The organism is Streptomyces sp. NPDC043680, assembly GCF_056436685.1.
In genome coordinates this window covers 1-22,472 of sequence record NZ_JBWKCE010000033.1, presented here as the reverse complement: position 1 = coordinate 22,472, position 22,472 = coordinate 1, and the positions used below count along the sequence as shown (strand labels likewise).

At 69.4% G+C, this 22,472-nt stretch carries 19 protein-coding genes and 4 pseudogenes; 13 read left to right on the top strand and 10 right to left on the bottom strand.

Annotation, left to right across the window (positions count from 1 at the left end):
- Positions 1-8: 8 nt before the first annotated feature.
- From AC0666_RS33405 to AC0666_RS33390, 4 genes are all read right to left on the bottom strand, one after another.
- Positions 9-386: a DUF6009 family protein gene (locus tag AC0666_RS33405; RefSeq protein WP_361725370.1), complete on the bottom strand. Its 378-nt coding sequence runs from the start codon at positions 384-386 to the stop codon at positions 9-11.
- A gap of 180 nt (positions 387-566) precedes the next feature.
- A complete protein-coding gene (locus tag AC0666_RS33400; RefSeq protein ID WP_361725367.1) occupies positions 567-2,144 on the bottom strand; it encodes a DNA primase family protein in 1,578 nt (525 codons plus the stop codon).
- Entirely contained in the window at positions 2,141-3,160 is a 1,020-nt protein-coding gene (locus AC0666_RS33395) for a bifunctional DNA primase/polymerase (protein WP_468974401.1), read from the bottom strand. Before AC0666_RS33395 ends, AC0666_RS33400 begins: the two co-directional genes overlap by 4 nt.
- Positions 3,161-4,078: 918 nt before the next feature.
- On the bottom strand, positions 4,079-4,549 hold the full coding sequence (locus AC0666_RS33390) for a MarR family winged helix-turn-helix transcriptional regulator (RefSeq protein ID WP_478709038.1): 471 nt from the start codon (positions 4,547-4,549) through the stop codon (positions 4,079-4,081).
- A gap of 128 nt (positions 4,550-4,677) precedes the next feature.
- Here AC0666_RS33390 and AC0666_RS33385 point away from each other — a divergent pair, with 128 nt between their 5' ends.
- From AC0666_RS33385 to AC0666_RS33360, 6 genes are all read left to right on the top strand, one after another.
- Positions 4,678-5,520 carry an NAD(P)H-binding protein gene (locus AC0666_RS33385; RefSeq protein ID WP_478709037.1) on the top strand — a complete coding sequence of 281 codons (843 nt, stop codon included), beginning with the start codon at positions 4,678-4,680 and terminating at the stop codon, positions 5,518-5,520.
- Between the two features lie 61 nt (positions 5,521-5,581).
- Positions 5,582-6,862, top strand: coding sequence for an FAD-dependent monooxygenase (locus AC0666_RS33380; RefSeq protein WP_478709036.1), 1,281 nt, complete (start codon positions 5,582-5,584; stop codon positions 6,860-6,862).
- A 6-nt stretch (positions 6,863-6,868) separates the two neighbouring features.
- Positions 6,869-7,270 (top strand): GntR family transcriptional regulator, encoded by a 402-nt coding sequence (locus tag AC0666_RS33375; protein WP_361725355.1) that lies wholly within the window; start codon positions 6,869-6,871, stop codon positions 7,268-7,270.
- Positions 7,267-8,133 carry an ABC transporter ATP-binding protein gene (locus AC0666_RS33370; protein ID WP_478709035.1) on the top strand — a complete coding sequence of 289 codons (867 nt, stop codon included), beginning with the start codon at positions 7,267-7,269 and terminating at the stop codon, positions 8,131-8,133. The genes AC0666_RS33375 and AC0666_RS33370 overlap by 4 nt, the downstream gene beginning before the upstream one ends.
- Complete coding sequence (locus AC0666_RS33365) at positions 8,130-8,996, top strand: hypothetical protein (protein ID WP_478709034.1); 867 nt, start codon at positions 8,130-8,132, stop codon at positions 8,994-8,996. Before AC0666_RS33370 ends, AC0666_RS33365 begins: the two co-directional genes overlap by 4 nt.
- A 299-nt stretch (positions 8,997-9,295) precedes the next feature.
- Positions 9,296-9,940, top strand: coding sequence for a dihydrofolate reductase family protein (locus AC0666_RS33360; protein ID WP_478709033.1), 645 nt, complete (start codon positions 9,296-9,298; stop codon positions 9,938-9,940).
- Between the two features lie 540 nt (positions 9,941-10,480).
- On the opposite strand, the pseudogene AC0666_RS33355 reads toward AC0666_RS33360, so the two are convergent.
- From AC0666_RS33355 to AC0666_RS33345, 3 pseudogenes are all read right to left on the bottom strand, one after another.
- A pseudogene (locus AC0666_RS33355) lies at positions 10,481-10,642 on the bottom strand (telomere-protecting terminal protein Tpg); the annotation flags it as partial.
- 3 nt (positions 10,643-10,645) lie between these two features.
- Positions 10,646-11,545, bottom strand: a pseudogene (locus tag AC0666_RS33350) (telomere-associated protein Tap); the annotation flags it as partial.
- A 13-nt stretch (positions 11,546-11,558) separates the two neighbouring features.
- Positions 11,559-11,858 (bottom strand): annotated as a pseudogene (locus AC0666_RS33345) (ATP-binding protein); the annotation flags it as partial.
- A gap of 891 nt (positions 11,859-12,749) precedes the next feature.
- On the opposite strand from AC0666_RS33345, the gene AC0666_RS33340 reads away from it, so the two are divergent.
- From AC0666_RS33340 to AC0666_RS33320, 5 genes are all read left to right on the top strand, one after another.
- Entirely contained in the window at positions 12,750-13,088 is a 339-nt protein-coding gene (locus AC0666_RS33340; RefSeq protein WP_468307274.1) for a MerR family transcriptional regulator, read from the top strand.
- 248 nt (positions 13,089-13,336) lie between these two features.
- Positions 13,337-13,540 (top strand): cold-shock protein, encoded by a 204-nt coding sequence (locus tag AC0666_RS33335; RefSeq protein WP_329274233.1) that lies wholly within the window; start codon positions 13,337-13,339, stop codon positions 13,538-13,540.
- Between the two features lie 240 nt (positions 13,541-13,780).
- On the top strand, positions 13,781-13,954 hold the full coding sequence (locus tag AC0666_RS33330; protein WP_468974387.1) for a peptidoglycan-binding domain-containing protein: 174 nt from the start codon (positions 13,781-13,783) through the stop codon (positions 13,952-13,954).
- A gap of 825 nt (positions 13,955-14,779) precedes the next feature.
- Positions 14,780-14,944 (top strand): hypothetical protein, encoded by a 165-nt coding sequence (locus AC0666_RS33325; RefSeq protein WP_468974385.1) that lies wholly within the window; start codon positions 14,780-14,782, stop codon positions 14,942-14,944.
- Complete coding sequence (locus AC0666_RS33320) at positions 14,941-16,863, top strand: ABC transporter substrate-binding protein (RefSeq protein ID WP_478709032.1); 1,923 nt, start codon at positions 14,941-14,943, stop codon at positions 16,861-16,863. Before AC0666_RS33325 ends, AC0666_RS33320 begins: the two co-directional genes overlap by 4 nt.
- 117 nt (positions 16,864-16,980) lie before the next feature.
- Here AC0666_RS33320 and AC0666_RS33315 read toward each other — a convergent pair whose 3' ends face one another.
- Positions 16,981-17,151, bottom strand: a complete 171-nt coding sequence (locus AC0666_RS33315; protein WP_468974379.1) for a hypothetical protein — start codon at positions 17,149-17,151, stop codon at positions 16,981-16,983.
- Positions 17,152-18,036: 885 nt separating this feature from the next.
- Between AC0666_RS33315 and AC0666_RS33310 the strand changes: the two genes are divergently transcribed.
- Positions 18,037-18,318 (top strand): GlsB/YeaQ/YmgE family stress response membrane protein, encoded by a 282-nt coding sequence (locus AC0666_RS33310; protein ID WP_468974377.1) that lies wholly within the window; start codon positions 18,037-18,039, stop codon positions 18,316-18,318.
- A gap of 219 nt (positions 18,319-18,537) precedes the next feature.
- On the opposite strand, the gene AC0666_RS33305 is transcribed toward AC0666_RS33310, so the two are convergent.
- A complete protein-coding gene (locus AC0666_RS33305; protein WP_468974375.1) occupies positions 18,538-18,825 on the bottom strand; it encodes a chaplin in 288 nt (95 codons plus the stop codon).
- 516 nt (positions 18,826-19,341) lie between these two features.
- Between AC0666_RS33305 and AC0666_RS33300 the strand changes: the two are divergent.
- Positions 19,342-20,014, top strand: a pseudogene (locus tag AC0666_RS33300) (IS3 family transposase); the annotation flags it as partial.
- Positions 20,015-20,379: 365 nt separating this feature from the next.
- On the opposite strand, the gene AC0666_RS33295 reads toward AC0666_RS33300, so the two are convergent.
- Positions 20,380-20,805 carry a hypothetical protein gene (locus AC0666_RS33295; protein WP_478709031.1) on the bottom strand — a complete coding sequence of 142 codons (426 nt, stop codon included), beginning with the start codon at positions 20,803-20,805 and terminating at the stop codon, positions 20,380-20,382.
- Positions 20,806-22,472: the final 1,667 nt, after the last annotated feature.

Here is a 22,472-nt window from a genome sequence, read left to right as displayed (position 1 = left end):
GCAACCGATCAGGCGACCGTCGGCGCGGAGAGCCCCCGCTGCGAGCGTTCCGTCTTCCGGCCGACCTGCCGCGGCTGGATCGTACGGGGGTCCACGGCCTCACCCGGGGCCCCTTCCCGGTACAGGCCGTCCGGTTCGGCGTCCCGGTCGTGGGGGAGCAGGTAGAAGACGCGCCGCTTCTGGAGCCCGCTGTCGGGGTCGGCCTCCGCCGTGTCGCCGAGCTCGGTGAAACCGATCATGCGCCCGTCGCGGTGGTAGCGGGGCTTGCCCCGGCGGCGCGGGGTCTTGTCGAGGGCCTGGCGGACGTAGTCGAGCTCTTCGGGGTTCTCCAGCCACACCACTTTGTCCTCGTGGGCGAGATCGCTTGCTGACAGTAGCGAGCTCATGGCGTGGGTCCCTCCTCATGCACGTCGGCCCCGCAGGGCCCCTGATTCCTCCACGCCGCGGGCGGCGCCGGTGTCGTTATGCAGCCGCCGCCTGTGCGGCGCGACCGGGTGGTGGATTCGTTCATCTTCCTTGTCCATCGTAGGCGTGCCCGCGGCGGGGCGGCCGCACGCACGGGCCCGTCACCTCGTGGTTGCCCTGTTCGCCTCGCGCGGCACCTGGTCCTCGTCGGCGAGCAGGGCCAACCCGGGATAGAACTTCTGCCCGTTCGAGCGGAGCATCTCGTTCGGCGAGGCGACGCCGACCTCGGCACGGATCCGGGTGGCGAACGCGCGGGTCGTCGCGGGCCGCAGGCCCTCCCCGTCGTTGCACCAGGCGCTGTAGGCGCGGTACAGGGCGCCCTGCTCGACCTTGAGGTCCCGCGGGTCGGCCAGGTCGGCGCCAGTGGTGCAGCACTCGGCCAGGAACCGCCCGATGTGGTCCTCGGTGGTGGCGTACGCCTGGGTGGCCGTCCGTACGACGCTGGGACCGGTCAGGGACGGCTTGGTGGCGAGGTAGGCCTTGGCGCCCTGGATCATCCAGTGCAGGATGCCGGGGCCCTCGTCGTGGACGAGCTCCTCGGCCAAATTGTCGATCTTGCGGTGGTCGGGGACGACCCGCTCGAAGGGGATGAGCCGGATCCGCCGCCAGAAGGCGTGGCCGCCCGTGCCGACTTCCGGCCGGTGGTTGCCCAGCAGCCACAGTTTGTGGGTCGGCTCGAAGCTGAAGAAGTCCTGCCTCATCCGGCGTGCCTTGAGCCGGTCGCCGCCGGTCAGCAGCTTGACGCGGGCCTCGTCGAACTTGTCGTGGGGCTTGAGCTCGCTGCAGACGAACAGCCGCCGGCCGTGCAGCTCCGTCAGCTCGGTGGAGTGCTCGTTGAACTTGCCGCGCTCCATCAGGAACCCGGGCGGCGCCACGTCCGCGTAGTCACCGAGGATCTTGATCACGACGTCGAGCAGCGCGGACTTCCCGTTCGCGCCGACCCCGTACAGGAACGGCAGCACCTGCCCGCCCACGTCGCCGGTGATGCTGTAGCCGAGCAGGAGATGAAGGAAGTTGATCATCTCCTTGCCCTTGTCGTCCTCGCCGAAGGTCTCGTCGAGGAACCGGTGGAACCGCGGCGTCGGCATGGCCTCGGGCGCCAGGTGCGTCGCGCGCGAGTGCAGGTCCCGGGTCGGGTCGGGCTTGTGCAGGTCGCCCGTACGCAGGTCCACGACACCCGCCGGCGTGCAAAGGGCGTACTTGTCGCCGTCCAGCGTGTCGGGGTCGAGGGCGAGTTCGGGGGAGGCCTTGGCCTGCGTGAGCATGGCCTTGACGCCCGAGGTGGACATGGCCCGCTTGCGGTGCTGGGCCAGCTCCCGGTCGGTGAAGATCCCCCGCGGGTCGTGGGTGGGCAGTTCCTCCGCCATGTCGCCGGCCGCCCAGATCGCGGCCTTCTCCCCGCCCGTGCGCTTCCAGCGGTACTCGTCCCACACGTACCAGCCCAGTCCCTCGACGTGCCGGAACCGGTCGTGGTGCAGGTACGCGAACAGCTTGGCGTTCCCGCGGTCCGTCAGGTTGTTCAGCAGCCCGGCCTGAACGAAGTCCGCCGCGGCAGCGACGGGCGCCGCACTCTGCTGCGCGGGCAGCCGCCGACCGGCCGCCGCGGTCTCGGCGGAGAACGCGGCGAGCTGTTCCGCCGCCGCCTGGGCGTTGAACCCCGTGCTTCCGGCGCTGCTCATGGGCGGTCCTTGGGCTGGATCGGTCGATCGCTTCCGGCACGCAGCCCCGCGTCGACGATGAGGGCGTTGCGCCGCGTCTGGTGGGGCCGTGCCAGGTCCGCGGCTTCCAGGAGCAGACGGCGGCACTCCGCCACGCCGAGGTGCCCGGCCGCAGCCAGGCCGCCCGCGGTGAAGGCGGCCCGGTTGAGCTTCTCGCTGAACGCCGTCCCGGAGGGACTGGCCGCGCAGGCCCGCACCTCGTCGAGCAGCGAGGCGAGCACCCGCCGCCCTCCGCCCCGCCGCGGACGCTGCTGCGCCGGGATGGCCGCGGCCGTACGGGACTCCCCACGGGACTCCCCGCCGTGCCCGGTCCGCACCAGCTCGGCCGCCAGCCACAACGGCAGGGCCGCGGGCACCCGCGCCCCGGGCAGGGCCTCGTACACCCCGGCGGCGGTACGCGTGCTCGGCGCCACGATGTAGCCGCCGTCCGCCCGGACATCGACCTGCCAGGCCAGCGCCACCCGGGAGCTCGACCCGCTGGAGCACCGGAACCGCGCCCCGTCCTTGGGCGCCCGGTACCAGATGTGCATCCCGCCGGAGGGCGTCCGTACGCGCAGCGTCGAGGTGTCCTCGCACGGGTTGGGCCGGGACCTGTGAGCGGCCAGAAGCGCCAAGGTGTCGAATCCGCTCTGCAGACCGGTCAGGTCGACGCGGTCGTCGATGGGAATACCCGGAAGCAGCCGCTGCCGGTCGGGGAGGGACGCGCCGTGGGCGTCCACGTCGATCACCACGAGCCCGGCGGGCCCGGTGGCGACACCGATCCCGAACCTGGGTTCGGCCTCCCACCATGCGCGCACCGTGCGAAGGTCCGTGGTCGCGGCGTGGAACCCGTGACACCAACGACGCTCGGCGTGACACGGGCACGCCTCGGGCGCGTGCTCACTGCCCCGGCACTCCGGGCAGTTGGCGGCAGGCGTCTTCGTTCCCGGGGCCAGCGGATGCACGGGGTACCCCCGCAAGGCCAGCCAGCCGGCCACGTCCATCGCCGTCCCGCCGCTCGCACCCTGCGGCGGCTTCTCGGGCTGGACCGGCACTGGCTCTTCCTCGACGCGGTGTAGGTCCCAGGGACCAGAGGGACTGAAGATTCACTATCGCGGAGATTACCGCAGAGATCACCGGCACCCACCCCGGAATCGCTGCCGTATCGACATTTCAGTCCCTTCAGTCCCTCCGTTCCCGCTGTTCACCTTCCAGCGCTTCCACCGGCAACCCCCACCCCACCCGGGCGTGTCGCCCCGGTCCCTGCCGCGAATCCAAAACCACCCGCATCACCGCATCCACCCCTGATCACCCCCAAATCTTCCCTCCCTCAGGTACTGAACGGCCGAGACCCTCGTTCAGTCCCTCTCCTTTCAGTCCCTGAGAAAACGTGCAGGTCACAGCGTTTTGATCTTCGCGTCAGGGACTGAAGGGACTCAGAGTCGGTACTTCCAGCTCTCACGTGTGCGTGTGTATGCGCGGGCGTATGTAAGGAGTGCCTTGTTCATATCTGGCTCATAACTGGAAAGTTGAGTCCCTCCAGTCCCTGTGAACCAGCCGGTACCCACCTTGACCTGCAGGTTTATGCAGTGACTGAAGCGTCAGGGACCGAAGCGTGCGTACGCGGCTTCAGTACCTGGTCCGGGGGACCGGGTACCGAGGGAGGGGGGCGGACAAGAACCGACCCCCCCCCCCCATGGCCCGTCAGACCCTCCACGGCGCGGGAGAAGCCCCTGCGGCACCCCAAGCCCGCCGGCAGGCCCCAGAAGGGCCCTCTGAAGCACTCCAGCGCCACGACGCAGGGCGGACGGACCTTGCTGGAGGCACTTCCAGCGCGCCATGGACGACGCACCGGCGGCATATCCGGACAAATGCCATGCAGAAGGGCGCAGGGAAGAGAAGGCGCAACGATCCGCTCAGCGCTGGCGGATGGCTTCCTGGGAGGCGACGTACTTCAGCATGAGCCGGGCGAAGTCCAGACGTTCCTGCTCGGACCAGTCCGCGGTGATGTACTCGAAGGCCGAGCGCTGGTGCCGACGGAAGCGGGCCATCAGCTCCCGGCCCTCGTCGCTGAGGTGGAGGACCGTGCGCCGGCCGTCCTGCTGCGAGGCGGCGCGCACGAGGTAGCCGGCCTTGATCGAGTCCGACACCATGCGGCTGGCCACGGACGGGTCCACGCCCAGGTGTTCGGCCACGGCGCCGACCGTGACCTCACCGGCATCGCGCTGCTCGGCCTCCATGACGACGTTGAGGACCAGTGTGCGCCCCAGGTCCTTCGGGGACATGGGGTCCGCGACGTCCAGGAGCGAGGAGCGGCGCAGCTTCCCGAACGCCGGGCCGACGGCGTCCAGCAGCTCGTCACCCGTCACCGGCTCGTCTTTCGTCATGCGATCAGCGTACCTAGATGACCGCACGAATACATGTGTTGACCTGAAAACGCATGCATGCAAGCATGCATATGTCTTCAGCATCCAAATTCAGTGCACCACAACACCCGAACGGGGACCGATTTCTCGTGACCACCCTCATCACCGGCGCCCGAGGCCAGATCGCCCAAGCCGTCATCAGCCGTCTGCACGCCCTCGGACTCCCCCTCCGCGCCGCCAGCGCCCGCCCCACGGCCCTGACGGTCCCGGACGGCGTGGAGAGCGCCGAACTCGTCCTCACCCGGCCCGAGACCTTCGAGGCCGCCCTCCGCGACGTCCGCCAGGTCTTCCTCTACCCCGAGCCCTCCGGCATCGACGAGCTGATCAAGGCCGCCGAGGCCGCCGGCGTCGAGCACGTCGTCCTGCTCTCCTCGTCCTCCGTCCTCGGACCGGACGCCGAGAACGACCCGCTCGCGAGCCACAGCCTCCGGGTCGAGCGAGCCCTCGCCTCCTCCGCCCTCACCTCTACGCTCCTGCGCCCGGGCGCCTTCGCCAGCAACTCCCTCGGCTGGGCGCACTCCATCAGCCAGGGGCAGCCGATCCGACTCGCCTACCCCGACGCGCACATCGCGACCATCCACCCCGAGGACATCGCGGACATCGCCGCCGAGGCCCTGACCGGCACCTCCCTCACCGGCCGCGCGGTCACCCTGACCGGCCCCGAGTCACTCACCTTCCGCGAACAGCTCGCCCTGCTCGCCGACACCCTCGGCCGCGCCATCCCCGTCGAGCAGATCACCCGCGCCGAGGCCGAGCAGCAGATGGCCCACCACATGCCCCCGCCGATGGTCTCCTCGCTGCTCGACTACTGGGAAGCCGCCGACCGCACCCCCGAAGCCGTCCACGACACCACCCACACCCTCCTCGGCCACCCCGCCCGCACCTACCGCCAGTGGGCCACCGAGAACGCCCCCGCCTTCACCCCCCGCTGAGGAGCCGGGAAGCCCCAGGCCGATCTCAAACAGGTGCCCGACCGGAGCGGAGAGGTGGCTCATGCCAAAACGTCACGCGGTAGTAGCCGGGGCGGGCATCGGCGGCCTCACGGCCGCCCTCGCACTGCATCGCCGCGGCTGGCACGTCACCGTCTGCGAACGCGCCCCCGAACTCCCCACCACCGGCGCCGGCATCGGCCTCGCCCCCAACGCCCTGCGCGCCCTCGACGCCATCGGAGTCGACGCCGCCCGCGCCGCCGGCAGCGCGATAGCCACCACGATGGGGGTGCGCCGCCCCGACGGCCGGTGGCTCACCCGGACCGCCACCGCCGACATGGCAGCCCGCTACGGCACGCCCCCGATCGCCGTCCCGCGCCCGGCCTTCACCGCCGCCCTCGCCGCCGCCCTGCCGCCGGAGACCATCCGCTACGGCACCGCCGTGACCGCCGTCGACGACACCGCGGGTCGCCCCACCGTCCGTACGGCAGCCGGCCCGGACCTCCCCGCCGATCTGGTCGTCGCCGCCGACGGCATCCACAGCCCGCTGCGCCGCGCGTACTTCCCCGCCCACCCCGGCCTGCACTACATCGGTGAGACCGCCTGGCGGACCCTCGTTGACGCCCCCGACCTCCGGATACCCGCCATGAGCGAGACCTGGGGCCGAGGTGAGCGGTTCGGCATCACCCCACTCTCCGACGGCCGGTTCTACCTCTACGCCACCGCGGTCGCCCCAGCCGGCACCCGTTCAGCCGACCCCCGAGCCGAACTCCGCCACCGCTTCGGCTCGTGGCACGACCCGATCCCGGCCCTCCTGGACCGCGTCCAGCGCCTCGCCCCCGCCGACGTCCTCCAGAACGACCTCTACGACCTGGCCGCCCCGCTCCCCCGCTTGCACCACGGCAGCATCGCCTGGGTCGGCGACGCCGCCCACGCCATGGCCCCCAACCTCGGCCAAGGCGGTTGCCAGGCCATCGAGGACGCGGTGGTCCTCGCCCACCTGCTCCCCGCCGAACACGACACCCACACCCCCACCTCCATCCCGACCGCCCTCGCCGCATACACCGCCGCCCGCCGCGACCGCACCAACGCCATCCGCCTCCGCGCCCGCCGCGTAGGCCGCCTGGGCACCCTCCGCAACCCCCTGGCCGTAGCGGCCCGCGACCTCACGGTCCAAGCCACCCCACCCCCCTCGCCCTACGCGGCATGGACGACCTCTTCAACGGCTTCCACCTCCCGGGATAGCAGAGGCCCTGCCCTCCCGGCCGCAGCTCCCACGCACCAGAGCGCTCTTGACAGTCGAAACTCCCCAGGTTTCACTACTTGCTTAGTGAAAGGGGGATGAGTAGGCGTGATCGAGTACCGCATCGACCGGCGCAGTGGTGTGGCCACCTATCTCCAAATCGTGCAACAGACCAAACAGGCCTTGCGCCTGGGCCTGTTGGAGCCGGGGGACCAGCTGCCCACTGCCCGTGAGGTGGTCGAGGCCCTCGCCATCAACCCCAACACCGTGCTCAAGGCCTACCGGGAACTCGAACGTGAAGGCCTGGTGGAAGGCCGCCGAGGCCTCGGCACCTTCGTCCGCCGGACGCTGGGCGAGGGCAGGGCGGCAGACGGCGCGCTGCGCACCGAGCTCGCCCAGTGGCTGGCACGGGCCCGGCGGGCGGGCCTGGAGCAGGACGACATCACCGCACTGTTCACCTCCGTACTGAGCGGATCCGACGGTGAACCGAACCAGGGGGACGAAGAATGACGGCAGCCATCGAAGCGCACGGCCTCGGACGGAGGTTCCGCCGCGGCGGCTGGGCCTTGCGGGACTGCTCCTTCCGGGTGCCCGCCGGCCGCATATGCGCCCTGATCGGCCCCAACGGGGCCGGCAAGTCCACCCTGCTGGCCATGGTCGCGGGCGTACTGAAGCCCACCGAGGGCTCCCTGACGACCCCGGCCCGTGAGGCCATTGCCTACGTCGCCCAGAACAAGCCGCTCTACCCGCAACTGACGGTGGCCGAAACCCTGCGCATGGGCGCCGACCTGAACCCCGACCGCTGGGACCCGGCCGCCGCAGGCAAGATCATGGAAGCCGGCGGCCTCGATCCGACCCGACGCGTCCGCGGCCTGTCCGGGGGCCAGCGGTCCCGGCTCGCCCTGGCCTTGGCCCTCGGTAAACGGCCCACGCTGCTGCTCCTGGACGAAGCACTGTCCGATGTGGACCCGCTCGCCCGCCGCGAACTGATGGGGGCCCTGCTGGCGACGACCGCCGCACACGGCACCACCGTCCTCATGTCCTCGCACATCCTCTCCGAGCTGGAGGACGCCTGTGACCACCTGCTCCTGATCGATGACGGACGCGTCCGACTCGGCGGCTCGGTCGACCATCTGCTGCAAGCCCACACCCTGGTAACCGGCCCGATCCGCGACCTGGCCCCGCACACCGTGGTCACCACGCGCTCCACCGGACGCCAACTCACCGCCCTGATCCGCCCCGAAGGACCCGTGAACACCAGCGGCGACAGCTGGCAGGCCATCGAACCCACTCTGGAAGAACTGGTGCTCGCCCACCTGGCGGCCCCGGACGTCCCGGCCCTGCTCACCCCGGCCGTGGAGGCAGCAGCATGACACTCGCCGATCTGCGTGGACCCCTTCGCGTCACCATCGCCCTGCACCGCCACGTTCTGTGGGCCGCACTCGCCCTGGTGCTGCTCGCCGCGCTCGCCCTGCCCGCCGGCCGCTGGTACGTCCAGTCCCTGGCCGCGGACCTCGCTGCGACCGGCTGCAAGGTGGAGAAGACGGTGCCCGGATGCGGCATCCAAGTCCGCGGCTTCCTCTCCCGCAGCTTGTATGTCCAGAAGATGTTCCACTTCGTCGCGCTCGCCGTGACTGCGCTGCCCCTGCTCCTCGGTGCGTTTGTCGCGGGCCCGCTGATCGGGCGCGAGCTGGAATCCGGCACCTACCGACTCCAGTGGACCCAGTCGGTCAGTCCGGCCCGCTGGCTCGCCGCCAAGTTGGCCGTACCGGCCGCCGCCGTACTCCTTGTCCTGCCCGCATTCGTGCTCCTGGCGGCCTGGATCCGGCGGGGAACGCTGGACACCTGGTACCCCATCCCATGGCACAGCCTCCCCGTCTACGGGGTGATCGGGCCGGTGGCCGTGGGCTACGCCCTCCTCGGCATCACCACCGGCGCCGTGGCCGGCCTGCTGATCGGACGCACGGTGCCCGCCATGGCCGCGGCCATGACTGCGGTCGGGATCATCGAGGCGGTCATCCTCCTGCTCCGCCCCCGACTCTGGCCCGCCCTCGACGGCTCCCCACGCGGCGGGGACAACTGGCGCTTCTCCGGTCCGGTCGACCCCACCGGGATCCGATACCACCCCGAGTCCCACTTCTGGCCGCTGCAACTGATCGAGAGCACAATCCTGCTGACTCTCGCCGCCGCCGCGACCCTCACCGCCTTCGCGCTCCTACACCGCCGCCACCGCTAACCGACCCGCCCGCGGGCATCCCTTCGGCGTACATCGGACCGCGGAGGTACCCGCCCTGGCCGTTCGCCACCCCAGGCCGGGCAGTCCATCGGCCGACGCCGCACGGCCGTGCTCCGACGGGCAGCGAAGACCCCACCGGCGACCCCACGCCGTCCAGGCCGCGATACAGGGCTGGCTCCTCTTCGGCCGGACTGCCTAACCCCCGACTGGGCGAAGCCGGGTTCCGTCGTGGCGATGAGTCTGAGGGCGCCCGTAGGTCTATGTCTTGACGGGGACAACCGACTCATCGGGAGTAAGCCATGGGCCTCATCCATATCGAGCTGTTCGCGACTCTCGACCTCGTCGGGCAGGCGCCGGGCGGCCCCGACGAGGACCCGGTGGGGTTCCCGTTCGGCGGCTGGCAGGCGCCCCTGCTGGACGAGGTGGCCGGGGCGCAGGTCGGTGCCGCCTATGAGGGCACGGACGCCCTTCTGCTCGGCCGGCGGACGTATGACATCTTCGCCGCTTACTGGCCCCACCAGGAGGGTGGCGAGGACGGCGAGTTCGCCGCGCTCTTCAACAGCGTCCCGAAGTACGTGGCCTCGCGCGGCAGGCCCGACCTCTCGTGGGCCGGGTCCACGCAGCTCGGCCCGGACCTTGCCGACGCGGTGCGTGAGATCCGTGACCGGCATGAGCACGTGAAGGTCGTAGGGAGCCTGAACCTCGTGCAGACCCTCCTGCGCGAGAAGCTCTTCGACCGTCTCGACCTCTGGCTGCACCCGATCGTGCTCGGCGTCGGGAAGAAGGTGTTCGACGGTGGCGCGGTGCCCACCAACGTCACGCTCCTCGCACCCCCGGTGGCCAGCCCGAAGGGCACCGTGTACCTGCGCTACGGGCTCGCCGACGGCACTCCCGCAACGGGGGACATGAGCGCACCCGATCGCGGTGCCGCAAACGACGACTAAGGCCACCCCACGCCTGGCGGCCCCGTGCCACCACGGAACGGGCACCGGGACACCAGCCCCTCACCGCGGTGGATGGGCTCGGGCAGGCGGGAGGGGGCTGCTTGTGGTCCCCGGCACCTCGGCGGACGAGGCTCCGGTGGGCCGGGTAGGGGCGGGGCGGACGGTGACGCCTCCGTCAGGCCGCGAGCAGCGCGGCGAGGAACAGGGGTACGGAACGCGTGCGCGTCCGCAGGGAGGACGATCGTCGCGGGCCTGCCAACCGGGGCTGACCGCCCGGCCCAGCTTCCGCTGCTCGGCGGTGAACGAGTCCAGATCAGCGGGCTGAGCCCGGCCTGCAGCCAGCAGCCGCCCCTCCAGCAGCCGTACTTGACCGACCAGCCGCTTCACCGCCCGATCGCTTCATTGCAGGTCAGGGCGGGCAGGGTGGCGACAACGGTCAGGACGGCGAGCGGGAACTGCACGACGCCGACTCGATGACGGCCTGGCTGGTGATCGAGGCGGCGCACGAGCGCGCGATCGGGCAGGTGCTGGAGTGGACCGTCGGACCACGGTGCGCTGGGAGACTCCCAGGGCGTCGGCTGCGGCCTTGGTGGACTTGAGCTGTTTGACGAGGTACTTCATCTGCGCCTGCGCCGACTTGGGGGCGGGGCGTGTGAACGCCTTCGCCACCGCCTGGTCGAGGCGGTCCCCAAGCTTGCCCACGGTCTACTCCCCGTCGTCGGCGGCGGTGTGGCCGCCGCTCTTGATGATGCGGGCGATGTTGGTGTGCGGGCCGTCCTGCTCGTACTGGGCCTCGGCCCACAGGGTGGTCTGGCTGCCCTCGTGCTTGACCAGCCCGGGGGTGACGCCGAGCCGGAACTCGCCGGGCCTGGGGGTGGCGGGCAGGAAGTCGAGCGGGCTGGGGCCGTCGGAGGGATAGACGATGCAGTTCGAGTTGATGGCCACCGGGTACAGACCGCGCGCGGCCATCTTCATGATCTTGCGGTGCATGATGATCCGGCTCGTCGACAGGATCGCAGCCCGGATGTCGGGGCGCCATGTCGGTCGCGACAACGCGGGCCAGGGCTGGCCGAGCGGGGTGTCGCGCGGCCGCTCGCGGAGCTTGCCGATGCCCCCCTTGGCGGTCGCCTTGATCGCGTGGAGCCATCGTCATCCCCGGGGCCACCGTCTTGGACGCGGCCATGGCGTCGAGGAACGCCTGGCCCTCCAGGTCGGCGGTGACGCCGAGGTCGGCCATCGTGGCCAGGTAGGCGTCCTTCAGTCGCGTGTACCAGGGGTCCAGGTAGCGGCCGCTGTCGGGGCGCAGGTACGCCTCGACCGGTGCCACCGATAGCCGAGCTTGACGGCGTAGGCGAAGGACGGCGTCGCGTACCAGGCCGGCCCCTCCGGGCGCTCGCCGGTGCGCGTGAAAGGCGAGGGCAGCCGGGGGTCGAGTTCGACGTGGGAGAGGTCAACGAGCCACGAGCCCGGCACCTTCGGGTCGAAGGCCGGGCTCTTCACGTGGACGGGGGCGCCCAGGCCGACGACGGTACCGTTGGAGCCGGCAGCGAAGGCCATGTTCACGTCGATGCCGACGACGTGGCTCTTGAGGCATTCCTCGTCGGTGAAGCGGTTGACACCAGCCGAATCCTCCGGTGCCGCCGTTCAAATCGGGGTGCGCATGCGCGGGGCCCGCGGACTGCTGTCATGCACGGCCACCTCGGTGCTGTTCGGGTGCGCAGTCAGGTTCAAGGCGCAGGTGCCGCCGCCGTGGCGCAGGGCGTTGGTAACGAGTTCCGATACCACCAGGACCACCGGGTCAGCGGCCTCGGCTGCAAGCGCCGGGGCGAGATCTTCGAGGAAGTGGGGCGCTCTCGCGTGCGCTGGCCACGGATGTCGAGGAGCGGGCGGTTGCGAGGGTGACGGTCATCGTGTCCAGCAGGTCACCCTGGTCTGGATCGTCGCTGCCTGGCCCTCGGCCTGGCGCTTGTGCCCCGGCCTGTGGCGGTTAACCCGGCGATGACCGCCTTGCACCCTGCCCGCGTCGCTGTCGAGGTCGATTACCTCACTACCGGATACGCGAAAATCTATGTCGGCCGGAGTAGACATTGGGTGGTGGTGTGGTTATGGTTTCTCTCGTAACCCAGAAGGACCGCAGGGCCCGGCAGAGACGAACTGCCAGGCAGTAGCAACCCGCAGTTGCAGTGCGTAGGACGGTGCGGTGGTGGAGTTCCGAAGCCAGGGTTGTTGATGGACGGCGACGGGACTGACGGCCGGACCGGGTGGCCCGCAGTGATCAGGGGCCGCCACGAGCAGTACCGCAGTAAACGCAGTGGTAGTACCCCCGTAGTAAGTGCAGTTCGCAGTACCCAGCAGTGAAGTCAGTGAGCAGCACCTCGGTGAAGGCGTCGGCTGCGGGCGCGCGCACCGGGAGGTTCGGCAGTGGGGTTCTAAGCCAGAGCAGATGCAGGATGGGCGACGGGGCTGGCTGCCGAAGTGGCGCTGAGAGAGGCCACCAGCAGTTCGCAGTACAGCAGTGAGAGCAGTACCCGTTTGGTAAGTGAAGTGATCCCAGAGGGATGAACGGAGGAGCGAAAGCGCCATCAGGATCGCCCGGACGCCACGCGAGTCCGGGTACCGCAGGACATCGATAGTGAGGTGGTCTCCGGTCACGCATCCGCGATCCCCGCACCCCCGACAGCATTCAGGTCGGGCCTGCGGACAGAGAAGGCCGGCGCAGTACCAGGGCCGGCAGATGGTGTAGCAGTTCCTTCGGGGCCCTGGTGCCATTGGCACCAGGGCCCCTCCGCGTGCTCCAGAAAGAGGTGCGATGACCGCAGACGACTCGTTCGGCCGTCTCGACGATGATGATTACCCCGCCTACACGATGGGCCGGGCCGCCGAGATGCTCGGTACCACCCAGGGCTTCCTCCGCGCCATCGGAGAAGCACACCTGATCACACCGCTCCGTTCCGCGGGCGGACACCGCCGCTACTCCCGCTACCAGCTTCGGATCGCCGCCCGCGCCCGCGAACTCGTCGACCAGGGCACCCCGATTGAGGCCGCCTGCCGGATCGTCATCCTTGAGGACCAGCTCGGGGAAGCGCAGCGCCTCAACGCCGAATACCGCCGCGCCGCCGAACCGGTGAACCCCACGGTCGCGGCTTGAGTCGGGGCGCGCCCGCCGGTCCTCGGCGGGCGTGCGCGCACTGGTCCAAGGCGTGACGTGTGCTCGTTTCCTCTGGTGACGGGGTGTGGTGGGCGTGTAGCGTCTGTGTCAGCTGTCGTGGTTCGGAAGTTCCCTTTGCCCACGCCTTCGGCGTGGGTGTTTTGCTGTGCTGTGCCGCAGGAACCAGGGCGATCACCTCCGCCTTCCGCATCGCGTGGGAGGCGTTCCTCGACTGGAAGGCATGAGACATGGCTACGGGAACTGTGAAGTGGTTCAACGCGGAGAAGGGCTTCGGCTTCATCGCCCAGGACGGCGGCGGCCCGGACGTCTTCGCCCACTACTCGGCGATCAACGCCTCGGGCTTCCGCGAGCTCCAGGAGGGCCAGAGCGTGACGTTCGACGTCACCCAGGGCCAGAAGGGCCCCCAGGCGGAGAACATCACCCCGGCCTGACGTTCACCACCCCGCCCGCAGGACCGAGGGGACCGCGATCGACGTGTGCGGGTGCCCGTACTGACCGGAACAGCGGACGCCGGACTTGTCCGGTGACGGCGGCGGGAGTCTGAGGCGTACCGAATCGGGGCTGCGCAGCTGTTGCTGCGCAGCCCCGATCTGTGTCGAGACCGGAGTTCGCCCCAACCCACCCGCCGGTGGGTCGAACGGCAGCCACATCCTTGTGGTCGTTCAGATCCAGTGCCTGCTCAATTACAACGACAGCCAGTCCCTCACAGTCGACGCGAGTTCGGCTCCGGTACGGAGGCCGCGGTCAAGACGGTCCAGGCCTGCAGCGGCCTCAAGGCCGACGGACAAGTCGGCCCGGACACCTGGGCCTATCTCGACCACCCCAAGCCGGCCTGCGGCCACTGAGCCCCTGCGCCTGCCGTTTGACTCGCTCCGAATGTGCCCGTGCCCCTCCGGCATCCCGCGGAGGGGCACGGGCACGTGTCTAGCCGAAGTGCGCGATATGGAGCAGCTCGTCGATCGGCCCTGGCTGGGCTGATGGTGCGTTTGGTCCTTCAGCATGCCTGGGGCATGTGTGGTCGGTACGATCGCCGGGTTCGGCGGGGCTTGTTCGGAATGGCGGCGGTGGTTGCGGAGCGTGTACGGAAGAGGGCCCCTGCCGGTACAGGGGCCCTCTCATTTCCGTGCGGTGTCCGCGCCTGGCCCAGGAGGACTTGACGGGGCTTTTCACGGCCGCGGCCGCCCCGGGGGAGCGGCTGCAGGCGTTCAGTCTCACCACGGTCGGCGGGCAATAGCAAGATCGAATGGCCGTTCCGCCGTGTTCCGAATGCCAAATGACCAGGCCGGCGTCTTGGAAGGTGTGGCGGTGGGGCCGTGTGCGGAACGCCCGCAGACCGGTTGTGGCACCGGTGACGGAACTGGTCGGACGCTCGCGACCGGGGACGGAATCCTGAGCGTTCGGGCGCGGAACGCCCGTGCTGGGAACGGATTTGGGGGCTGCATGTTCCAGTGGGGTCAAGTGCTTGCCAGGCGTTGGCCGATCACCCCACGCTTGATTTCCATCACGGCCCGTAACTCGGCGCTCCGGTAAAGCACCGCTCGGGCCTGGCCCTGCATCCCGCGTCGCCCAGGAGGCTTCTCATGCACGTTCATCGATCTTCCCGGCGTCACAGCCGGTCTGCTGCCGGCGCCCCGTCCTGCGGGACGGCTTCGCTATCCGGCGGCCTTCGAGTGGTCGTCTTCGTGGTGGTGGTGGCGGTCGTCGTCGCCCTCCTGAAGTCCGGCCAGTCCATGCTCGACGCGTTCGGACTCGTCACGGTTGCGGCCGGCGCGGCCGTCCAGATCAGCTCCTGGCTCGACCGGCCCGCCGCGGCCCTTCCCGGGGGGGCGGCGTGACGGGCCTGACGGGGCCCGGTGGCGCGGCCGCCTGGCGGGAGCAGCTGTACACGATCGAAACTCACCAGGAGTTCCGCGGGCTGCTGTCCGGCGTCCCGAGATCCATGGGATTGTCGTTGGACCAGGTCGCCGGCAAGGCAGCAGTGCTGGGGGGTCTGCCGCTGCCGAAGGCCACGGTGGCGGCGACCCTGTCCCGGGACAAGCTCCCGAAGGCCGAGTTCGTGGAGCAGCTGCTCAGGGTCTGCGGGGTGGAGGAAGCCGACCAGGCCCTGTGGATGAAGGTGTGGCAGACCCTGGCAGACGGCCGGGCCCCCCTGGGGGCGCCGGAGGACGCCGTGCCCGTGAAGGAGGCCGTGCCCCCGCAGACGGATCCTCCGGCCTCGAAGGGGGGTGAGGACTCCGAAGTTAAGGGGTCCTCCGGTTCAGCCCGGCTTCTTCGGTCCGTGCGTGACCGGCTTCCCCGGCCTGTGCCCCGGCGCTGGCTGGTCGCGCTGACCGCGGCAGCGATCGTGACCCCGGCCGCCGGCGGCGGCATGTGGTGGTACAGCGCCCACTGCGGGACCACGAATCCGGCACTGCGCACGGTGCTGGGCGGTGAGTGTTCGGGGGTCACCGACGGCAGCGACGGCCACGGCGTGTTGGGCAAGGAGCTTGAGCCGGTCCTGGCTGCGATCGATGCCGAGAACCAGGCGGTGGCGAAGGCCGGTGGTTACGTCACGGTGGCGCTGATGGCGCCGCTGACCAAGGGCGCCACGAGCCTGACGGGCGACCGCGCGGTGCATCAGGTCGAGGGGGCCTTCATCGCCCAGCACGAGGCCAACAAGGACAACGCCTACCCCAGGGTCCGGCTGGTGCTGGCCAACATGGGCAGCAACGAGTCGAACTGGCCTGCCGTCGTCGACCAGCTCAAGTCGATGACCGGCGGAAGTGACCGGCTCGTCGCGGTGACCGGGATGGGCCTGAGCCAGCAGGAGTCGATGGACGCCGCGCGCTCACTGTCGCAGGCGCACATTCCGATGGTCGGCGACGTGATCACCGCGGACGGTTTCGACAAGAGCGGGGCGATCGACCACGGCGCCGCGATTCCGGGTCTGGTACGGGTGGCCCCCAACGTCAGCACGCAGTTCAAGGCGCTCGCCCAGGAACTGGGCAAGCATCCCGAGATGAAGGCGGGGGTCCTGGTCAGCGCGCCCGAGACCCCGGACGGAAAGCCCGACTTCTACACGCAGTCCCAGGAAGCGGCCATCCGCAACCCGGACATGGGCCTGCTGCCCTACCTGGAGGCGGGAGGACTCTCGTTCAACTTCACGGTCGAGGAGGGCGCCGAGGACAGCAGCCTGACCACCATCGCCAACAACACGTGCGGCAGCCCCAAATCTGACGTGGTGTTCTACGCCGGCCGCGCGACATACCTGCAGAAGTTCATCGAGAAGCTGCACGCCCGCCCGTGCCGCACCACGCCGATCACGGTGGTCACCGGCTCCGACGCGGCCACCCTGGACCCCAAGACCGAGGGACTGAACGACCCCGCGGCCCCCATCTCGGTGCTCTACGTTCCGCTCGCCGACCCCGACCAGCTCGCCGGCAGCGGCAATCCCGACCAGACCCTGTACCAGGACTTCGCCACCGAGTTCACCCGCACCCACTACGGACAGGAGTTCGACAAAAGCCATCTGGCCAGTGGTTGGGCTGTCATGGCACACGACGCCGTGCTCACGGCGAAGCAGGCCATCCGCAACGCCACCGGCACGTCCCGGACACCGCCCAGCGTGCGCGCGGTGGGAGACCAGCTCTATCTGCTGGACAGCATGAACGTCGTCACGGGAGCCGGTGGCGTCTTCCGTATCGACCCGCAGACCGGCAACCGCAAGAGCACCCATGACCCCCAGGTCGTACGCAAGGGAACCCATCGCCCATAGCCGCCCAGCCCCGGTAGGTCCTGTGACGCCCTGCCCGCCAGGAGAGAGACAACGGCGCTCGGGCTCCCCGAAGGGGGAACCCGAGCGCCACGCTGATTCTCGCTGGGTGCGTGGGGGTCAGAGGAGGCCGAGCTCCCTCTCGATGGTGGCGACGATCCCCAGGGTCGCAGTGAAGGAACCGTCGGAGAAGCCGATCCCCGCGAGGGGGGTGCCGCCGAGGTGGCGGGTGAGCGTATAGGCGACGAAGACGGCGGTGATCGCGCTGAGGATCGCGACGATGATCGCCATGACCTTCTCGGTCTTCGCCGGGCCCGTGGCGGGCGGGTTGGTGACGTCGCTGCTCTACGTGCCCCTGGCCGACCCCGGCCGGCTCGGTGACAGCGCCAACCCCGACCGTAGTCTCTTCCAGACGTTGGCCGACGACTTCGGCCGCGCCCACCACGGACTGCAGTTCGAAATAAACCACCTCTCCAGCGGGTGGGCGGTCATGGCACACGATGCCGTCCTCGCCGCAAGCCTGGCCGTCCGCAATGCCATCGACCCCCCCCCCGAACACCGCCCACCAGCCAGGCGGTCGGCGCACAGCTCTACCTCTTCGACACCACCAACGTCATCGAAGGAGCCAGCGGCATCTTCCGCATCGACCCCCAGACCGGCAACAGAAAAGGCACCCACGACCCCCAGGTAGTACGCCGGGGCACCCCCGCCCCATAAGCCAAGCAGCACAGGAACCCTGCCGGGGCGGCACACGCCGTCCCGGCAGGGTACGCGCACGCGGACCGCGCCCCGGACCGGTTCCACCGGTCACCGCCCGGCGATGTTCCCCGACCCGGTACGGCGTAGAACTGGCCCCCGGCTGGGAATCGACATGGGCCGCGGCGAGCGGAAGGATCGCTGCCGCAGCGGTGGTGCCCGGCACTTGGTCCCGGCGTTCTTCGTTCCGTTATCGGTGCGCGGCGAGCGTTTCGCTCACCTCGCGGCGGGCGCCGTCGAGGACCCGGCCCCGGCATCGGTCGGAAGGACTGGCTGTTCCCAGAGCGTGAAGGCGAAAACCCTACGGAGTTCTGTTCCCGTCGCGAGTCCCGGGATCAGAGGAGTGGGGCGTTTGAAAACGGCGTCGCGGTGCACACGATCACTGACAACAGCTTTATACATCGAGGTAGGAGACGCGTCATGGGCATTCTGGCTTGGATTCTCATAGGGCTGCTCGCGGGCCTCATCGCCAAGGCGATCATGCCGGGCAAGGACCCGGGCGGCATCATCATCACCATGCTCATCGGTATCGCGGGCGGCCTGCTCGGCGGCTGGCTCGGCAAGGTCATCTTCGGCGTCGACTCCATCGACGGCTTCTTCGACCTCTCCACCTGGATCGCCGCCATCATCGGCTCCGTCATCCTCCTCGCCCTCTACCGCCTGGTCACCGGCGACAAGCGCCACCACCACAGCCACGCCTGACCCACGCCTCCAACCGCACACGGCAAACGGCTCCCCCCTCCCCGAGGGCGGAGCCGTTTCGTTCACCCCGCACACTGCAACGCACAGCCCGGTACGGAAGTTGGCCTGCCCTTGGAAGGCGGGGCAGGCCGATCGGTACCGGGCTGTGCGTTGCGGCTGGTTCACATGGCGGTCCGGGGTGACTTCGCGAAGTGCGCCGGGCCCCGGGCCTGGCGTTTGTCAGTACTCGCCGTGCTGCTGGCCCTTGTAGTGGCCGTCCTTAAGGCCGCCGTCGTTGATGCACACGTTGCCGAAGGCGGGGTTGAGGAGGCCGACGATGTTGACGGTGTTGCCGCAGATGTTGACGGGGATGTGGATGGGGGCCTGGACGACGTTGCCGGACAGGACGCCGGGGGAGCCGATGGCTGCGCCTTCGGCGGTGGCGTCGGCGGCGGCGATGCCGGCCCCGCCTGCCAGGACGGCACCGGCAGCGGTGGTAACGGCTACGGCCTTGGCGATACGGAACATCAAAATCTCCTTGCACTCACAATTTGCCGGGCAAGACAGCACGGACGACGCACCCCACAACCGCCCTAGCCACCCGCGCGTCACGGGCACTGGGCCGAATCAGTGACCTGTCACCGGTGCGGCTGACGAACCGCCCGCTCTCGCACCTGCCCGCCCGCTGCTGGGTACCCGAGCCTGACCCCACGCGCAGTCCTCATCCGGTCAAGGTTGTGGGCCCGCGGACGATTCGGCGGCTTCCTCTGAACCGATGAACACCGGTGAGTGCCCGAACCTTCAGGCAGCCCCGCTGCACTGATCTGATAGCGCTGCCGCGTGGGCTTCAGGGCTGGTTCGGGGCGGAGCAGCGCCGCGCACGGTACGGGTACGCGTCGGCCGAGCTGTCGGTGTGCGCCTGGGGTTCGCCGCCCGGCATGTGCGCCTCCTGGGCACCCTCGCGGTGCAGGGAAAGATTGAGGCTGATCCTTCGGAGTGGACACCCTGACAATGGATCTTGATGGTTCACGGAGGGATGTCCAGGTGGGGCGTAAGTCTTCGTATCTGGAGGAGTTCAGAAAGGACGCGGTTGCGCTGTATCGCGCCGCGGCCGGCAAGCGGACGTACGCTGCGGTGGCCGCGGATCTCGGTATCACCGCGGAGTCGCTGCGGACGGGGTCCGCAAGGCCGAGGCCCAGGCCGTGCCCGAGGGCCGCGGCGGTGCGGTCGAGGCAGTAGAGCTGGCCCGGCTGCGGGCGGAGAACGCCCGCCTGCTCAAGGCTGAGCAGGAGTGGCTGGAGCGCGAGATCCTTCGCCGGGCGGCCGCCTATTTCGCCCGGGAGGTGAAGTGAGTCCCAGCCGCTGGGCCTTCATCTCCGACAACCGCGCCGATTTCGGCGTCAAGCGGATCTGCCAGGTGCTCGGGGCATCTCGCGCCAGCTACTACCGGCATCTGGCCACCGAGCAGGACCGCGCCGAGCGACGGGCCGAGGAGGCTCGGCCCGTGAGCGAGATCCGCGCCATCCACCACGAGCACCACGGCGCCTACGGCGCCCCGCGCGTCCATGCCGAGCTGAGGGCGAGAGGGCGCAGGATCAACCGCAAGCGCGTGACCCGGCTGATGAGGGTAAACGACGTCGTCGGCCGGCACTTGCGGAAGAGGAGGCGGACGACGATCGCGGACAGGACCGTGCCGCCCGTGCCGGATCTGGTGATGGTGGCGCACGCACAAGGCCGTGGTGGGCAAGGACCTGACCTACCAACTGACTGCGACACCGCGTGTGAGTGTCATTGGGGTACCGCGGTTGTTGTCGTGGGTGGTTGGAGCGTTGTTGCTGGTGAGGACGTTTGGATGCGCTGGCGGTGACATTGTGGTGCGGTCTGTTTGGTGTCATCGGGGTGAATGGTCGCTGGACAGTGGAGTGCGGTCCGTGTGTTGGTCCGCGACAATCCGGCCCTGTCCCGTCGGTCGATGGGTGGGTTGTTTAGCTATTTCTATCCTCATCAGATTTTGATGCACGATGGTGAGGTGTGGAGTGGCCGGAGCTCGTGCGGTGGGTGTGCCTGCCTGTGGTTGTGTCTTCAGTAGTCGGTGGATGAATAGCTGACGTGTGCGGTTCCGTCGGGCGTGAAGTGGATGTCCAGTGCGATGTCGTAGGCGCCTTTTGTGGTTTCGGCCATGGGGTCCCGATGGACTGTCACGCAGAGGTCGACTTCGCATTCCGAAGGTATGCCTGGGGCTGGCGGGGGCTCGTGGTCGGGGAAGTATCGAGTCACCCAGGTGTCGACATCAGCCTGAGGCATCCGCCAGGTTCCTTTGTAGGAGCGGTCCATCACGCCGTAGTTTTCGCACTCGGCGTTGGTGGCCCGTTCCGGGAGCTCGGCCATCGCGAACTCCACGGCTTTCTTGCATGGGACTCCTGTGGACATGTCTCCCAGGTGACGGGCGTCGACGGCCGAGTATGCGGCGGACATCATCAGGCCGGACACGATGACGAGGATGAGCAACGCCCCTCTCTTGCTCTTGGATCGGTGGTCTGCCGACGTACTCAATGAAGGCCCCCTGTGGTTGGTACGTGCCACTCCATGTGCTGAACGTGTTCAAGTTACAGTCCTGGTCCCGATCCCAGTCGGGTAGGTCGGGGAGCGGGCCCGCCCGGACGGGTCGGAGGCCCGGATCCCGTGAAAGGGGGTCACCTCCCGCGTTGAGCGCAGGCCCGGGCGAGGAGGGCTGGCCCCTGCCTCGGGGCCTGACACTTTGGAGTAGGCGCGGAGGGGGAAACAGATTGCCCCTCCCCGCACCAAGAGACTGCGACCCGCTCGCACTGCTGCTAGCTGCCCGCGGAGCGGGCTGTCTGCAAGCCGCAAGGCGCCGCTGGTCGATCAGGTCCGCTCATCCAGTAACGCCCTCGGCAATTTCGGTGTCAGTGGTCCGGGGTGGCGTTGCCTTTGGTCAAGGGCGTGCCCCCTGCAGGTCACTCCGTCCAAGGCGCCTTGGCCTTGGACGAGTTCCGGCGGCCGGTCGCATAGGCTGTGTGTACCGCGGCGGGGGCTGTAGCGCAGAGGTCGACGCGCCCTTCTCGACAAGGGGGGATGACGCCGGTTCGAATCCGGTCTGTTCCCCGCCGCGCGTATCCAGCTCATTGCCGGCGACTGTCGGCGAAGCGGGCCTGGACTGGGGTAGTGAAGCGGGTCCTCTTCACAGGGCTGAAGCCGGAGCCCGTGAAGCGCGGGGGCAGTCAGGCCTGAGGCGCAGGCCGTTCGGGTACCCGGCCCCGTTCTCCTGCTGGCGGCCCGCGTCAGCGGGCCCTTGGCCCTGGAGGCGGAGCCGGAAGGACCTGGGGCGAGGGAGCGGAGCGGACCCACCCCGAACCTGTCCGAAGCGAAGCGCAGGATCCGGCCCGGTGATGATCTATGTTTGTTTGTCAGTGGTGGTTTGGCGTTTGGGTGTTGGTGGTCCGGGGTGGGGTTGTCCCTGGTCAGAGCTGGTTTTGAGGGCTGTTTTCCACTGACAGTGGTTGCCGATTTGGTGCTGACGTTTTTGACGTTTTTGCTGGTCGTTTGCGGCGATTGGTATCACGGGGTTGTTGTTTGTGCTGGTCAGGGGCTTAGGCGTACGCGGATGGCGGCGGCGCTGTCGGCTAGTTCGTTTCCGTGCTGGCTGGTGATGAGGGGGTGGAGGGTGCTCTGGGGCGGTCGGCTGTTCAGCTGGTGGTAGTGGTTGGCGGTGGGCCAGGCGGGGAGGGCGTAGAGGCGGCATCGGCGGTGTGCGGGGCTGTCGTGGGTCTTGATGAGCCTGTGGGTCTGGTTGATGTCGATGGCGCGGATCAGGGCGAGGTGTTCGAGGCCGGCTCTGGTGCAGACGACGGGGGCTAAGGCTGCTGGCGTCCGCGTAGCGGGCTGGTCCTGGAGGCGGAGCCGGAAGGACCTGGGGCGAGGGAGCGGAGCGGACTCGCCCAATGGTCCGCAGGACCGGACCCCGCGGAGCGGGGTCACCCGGGCCCGCTCCGCGGGTCGTTCGGGGTGGAGCGCAGCGGAGCCCCGAACCTTGTCCGGAGCGAAGCGTAGGACTCCGGCCCAAAGGGCCGGCCCTGGCTCGGCGAAGCCGAGCCCCGCCGAGCGCAGCGAGGCGGTTCTCTCCTGAGCGCGCAGCGCTCAGGTACCCGCTCCGCGGG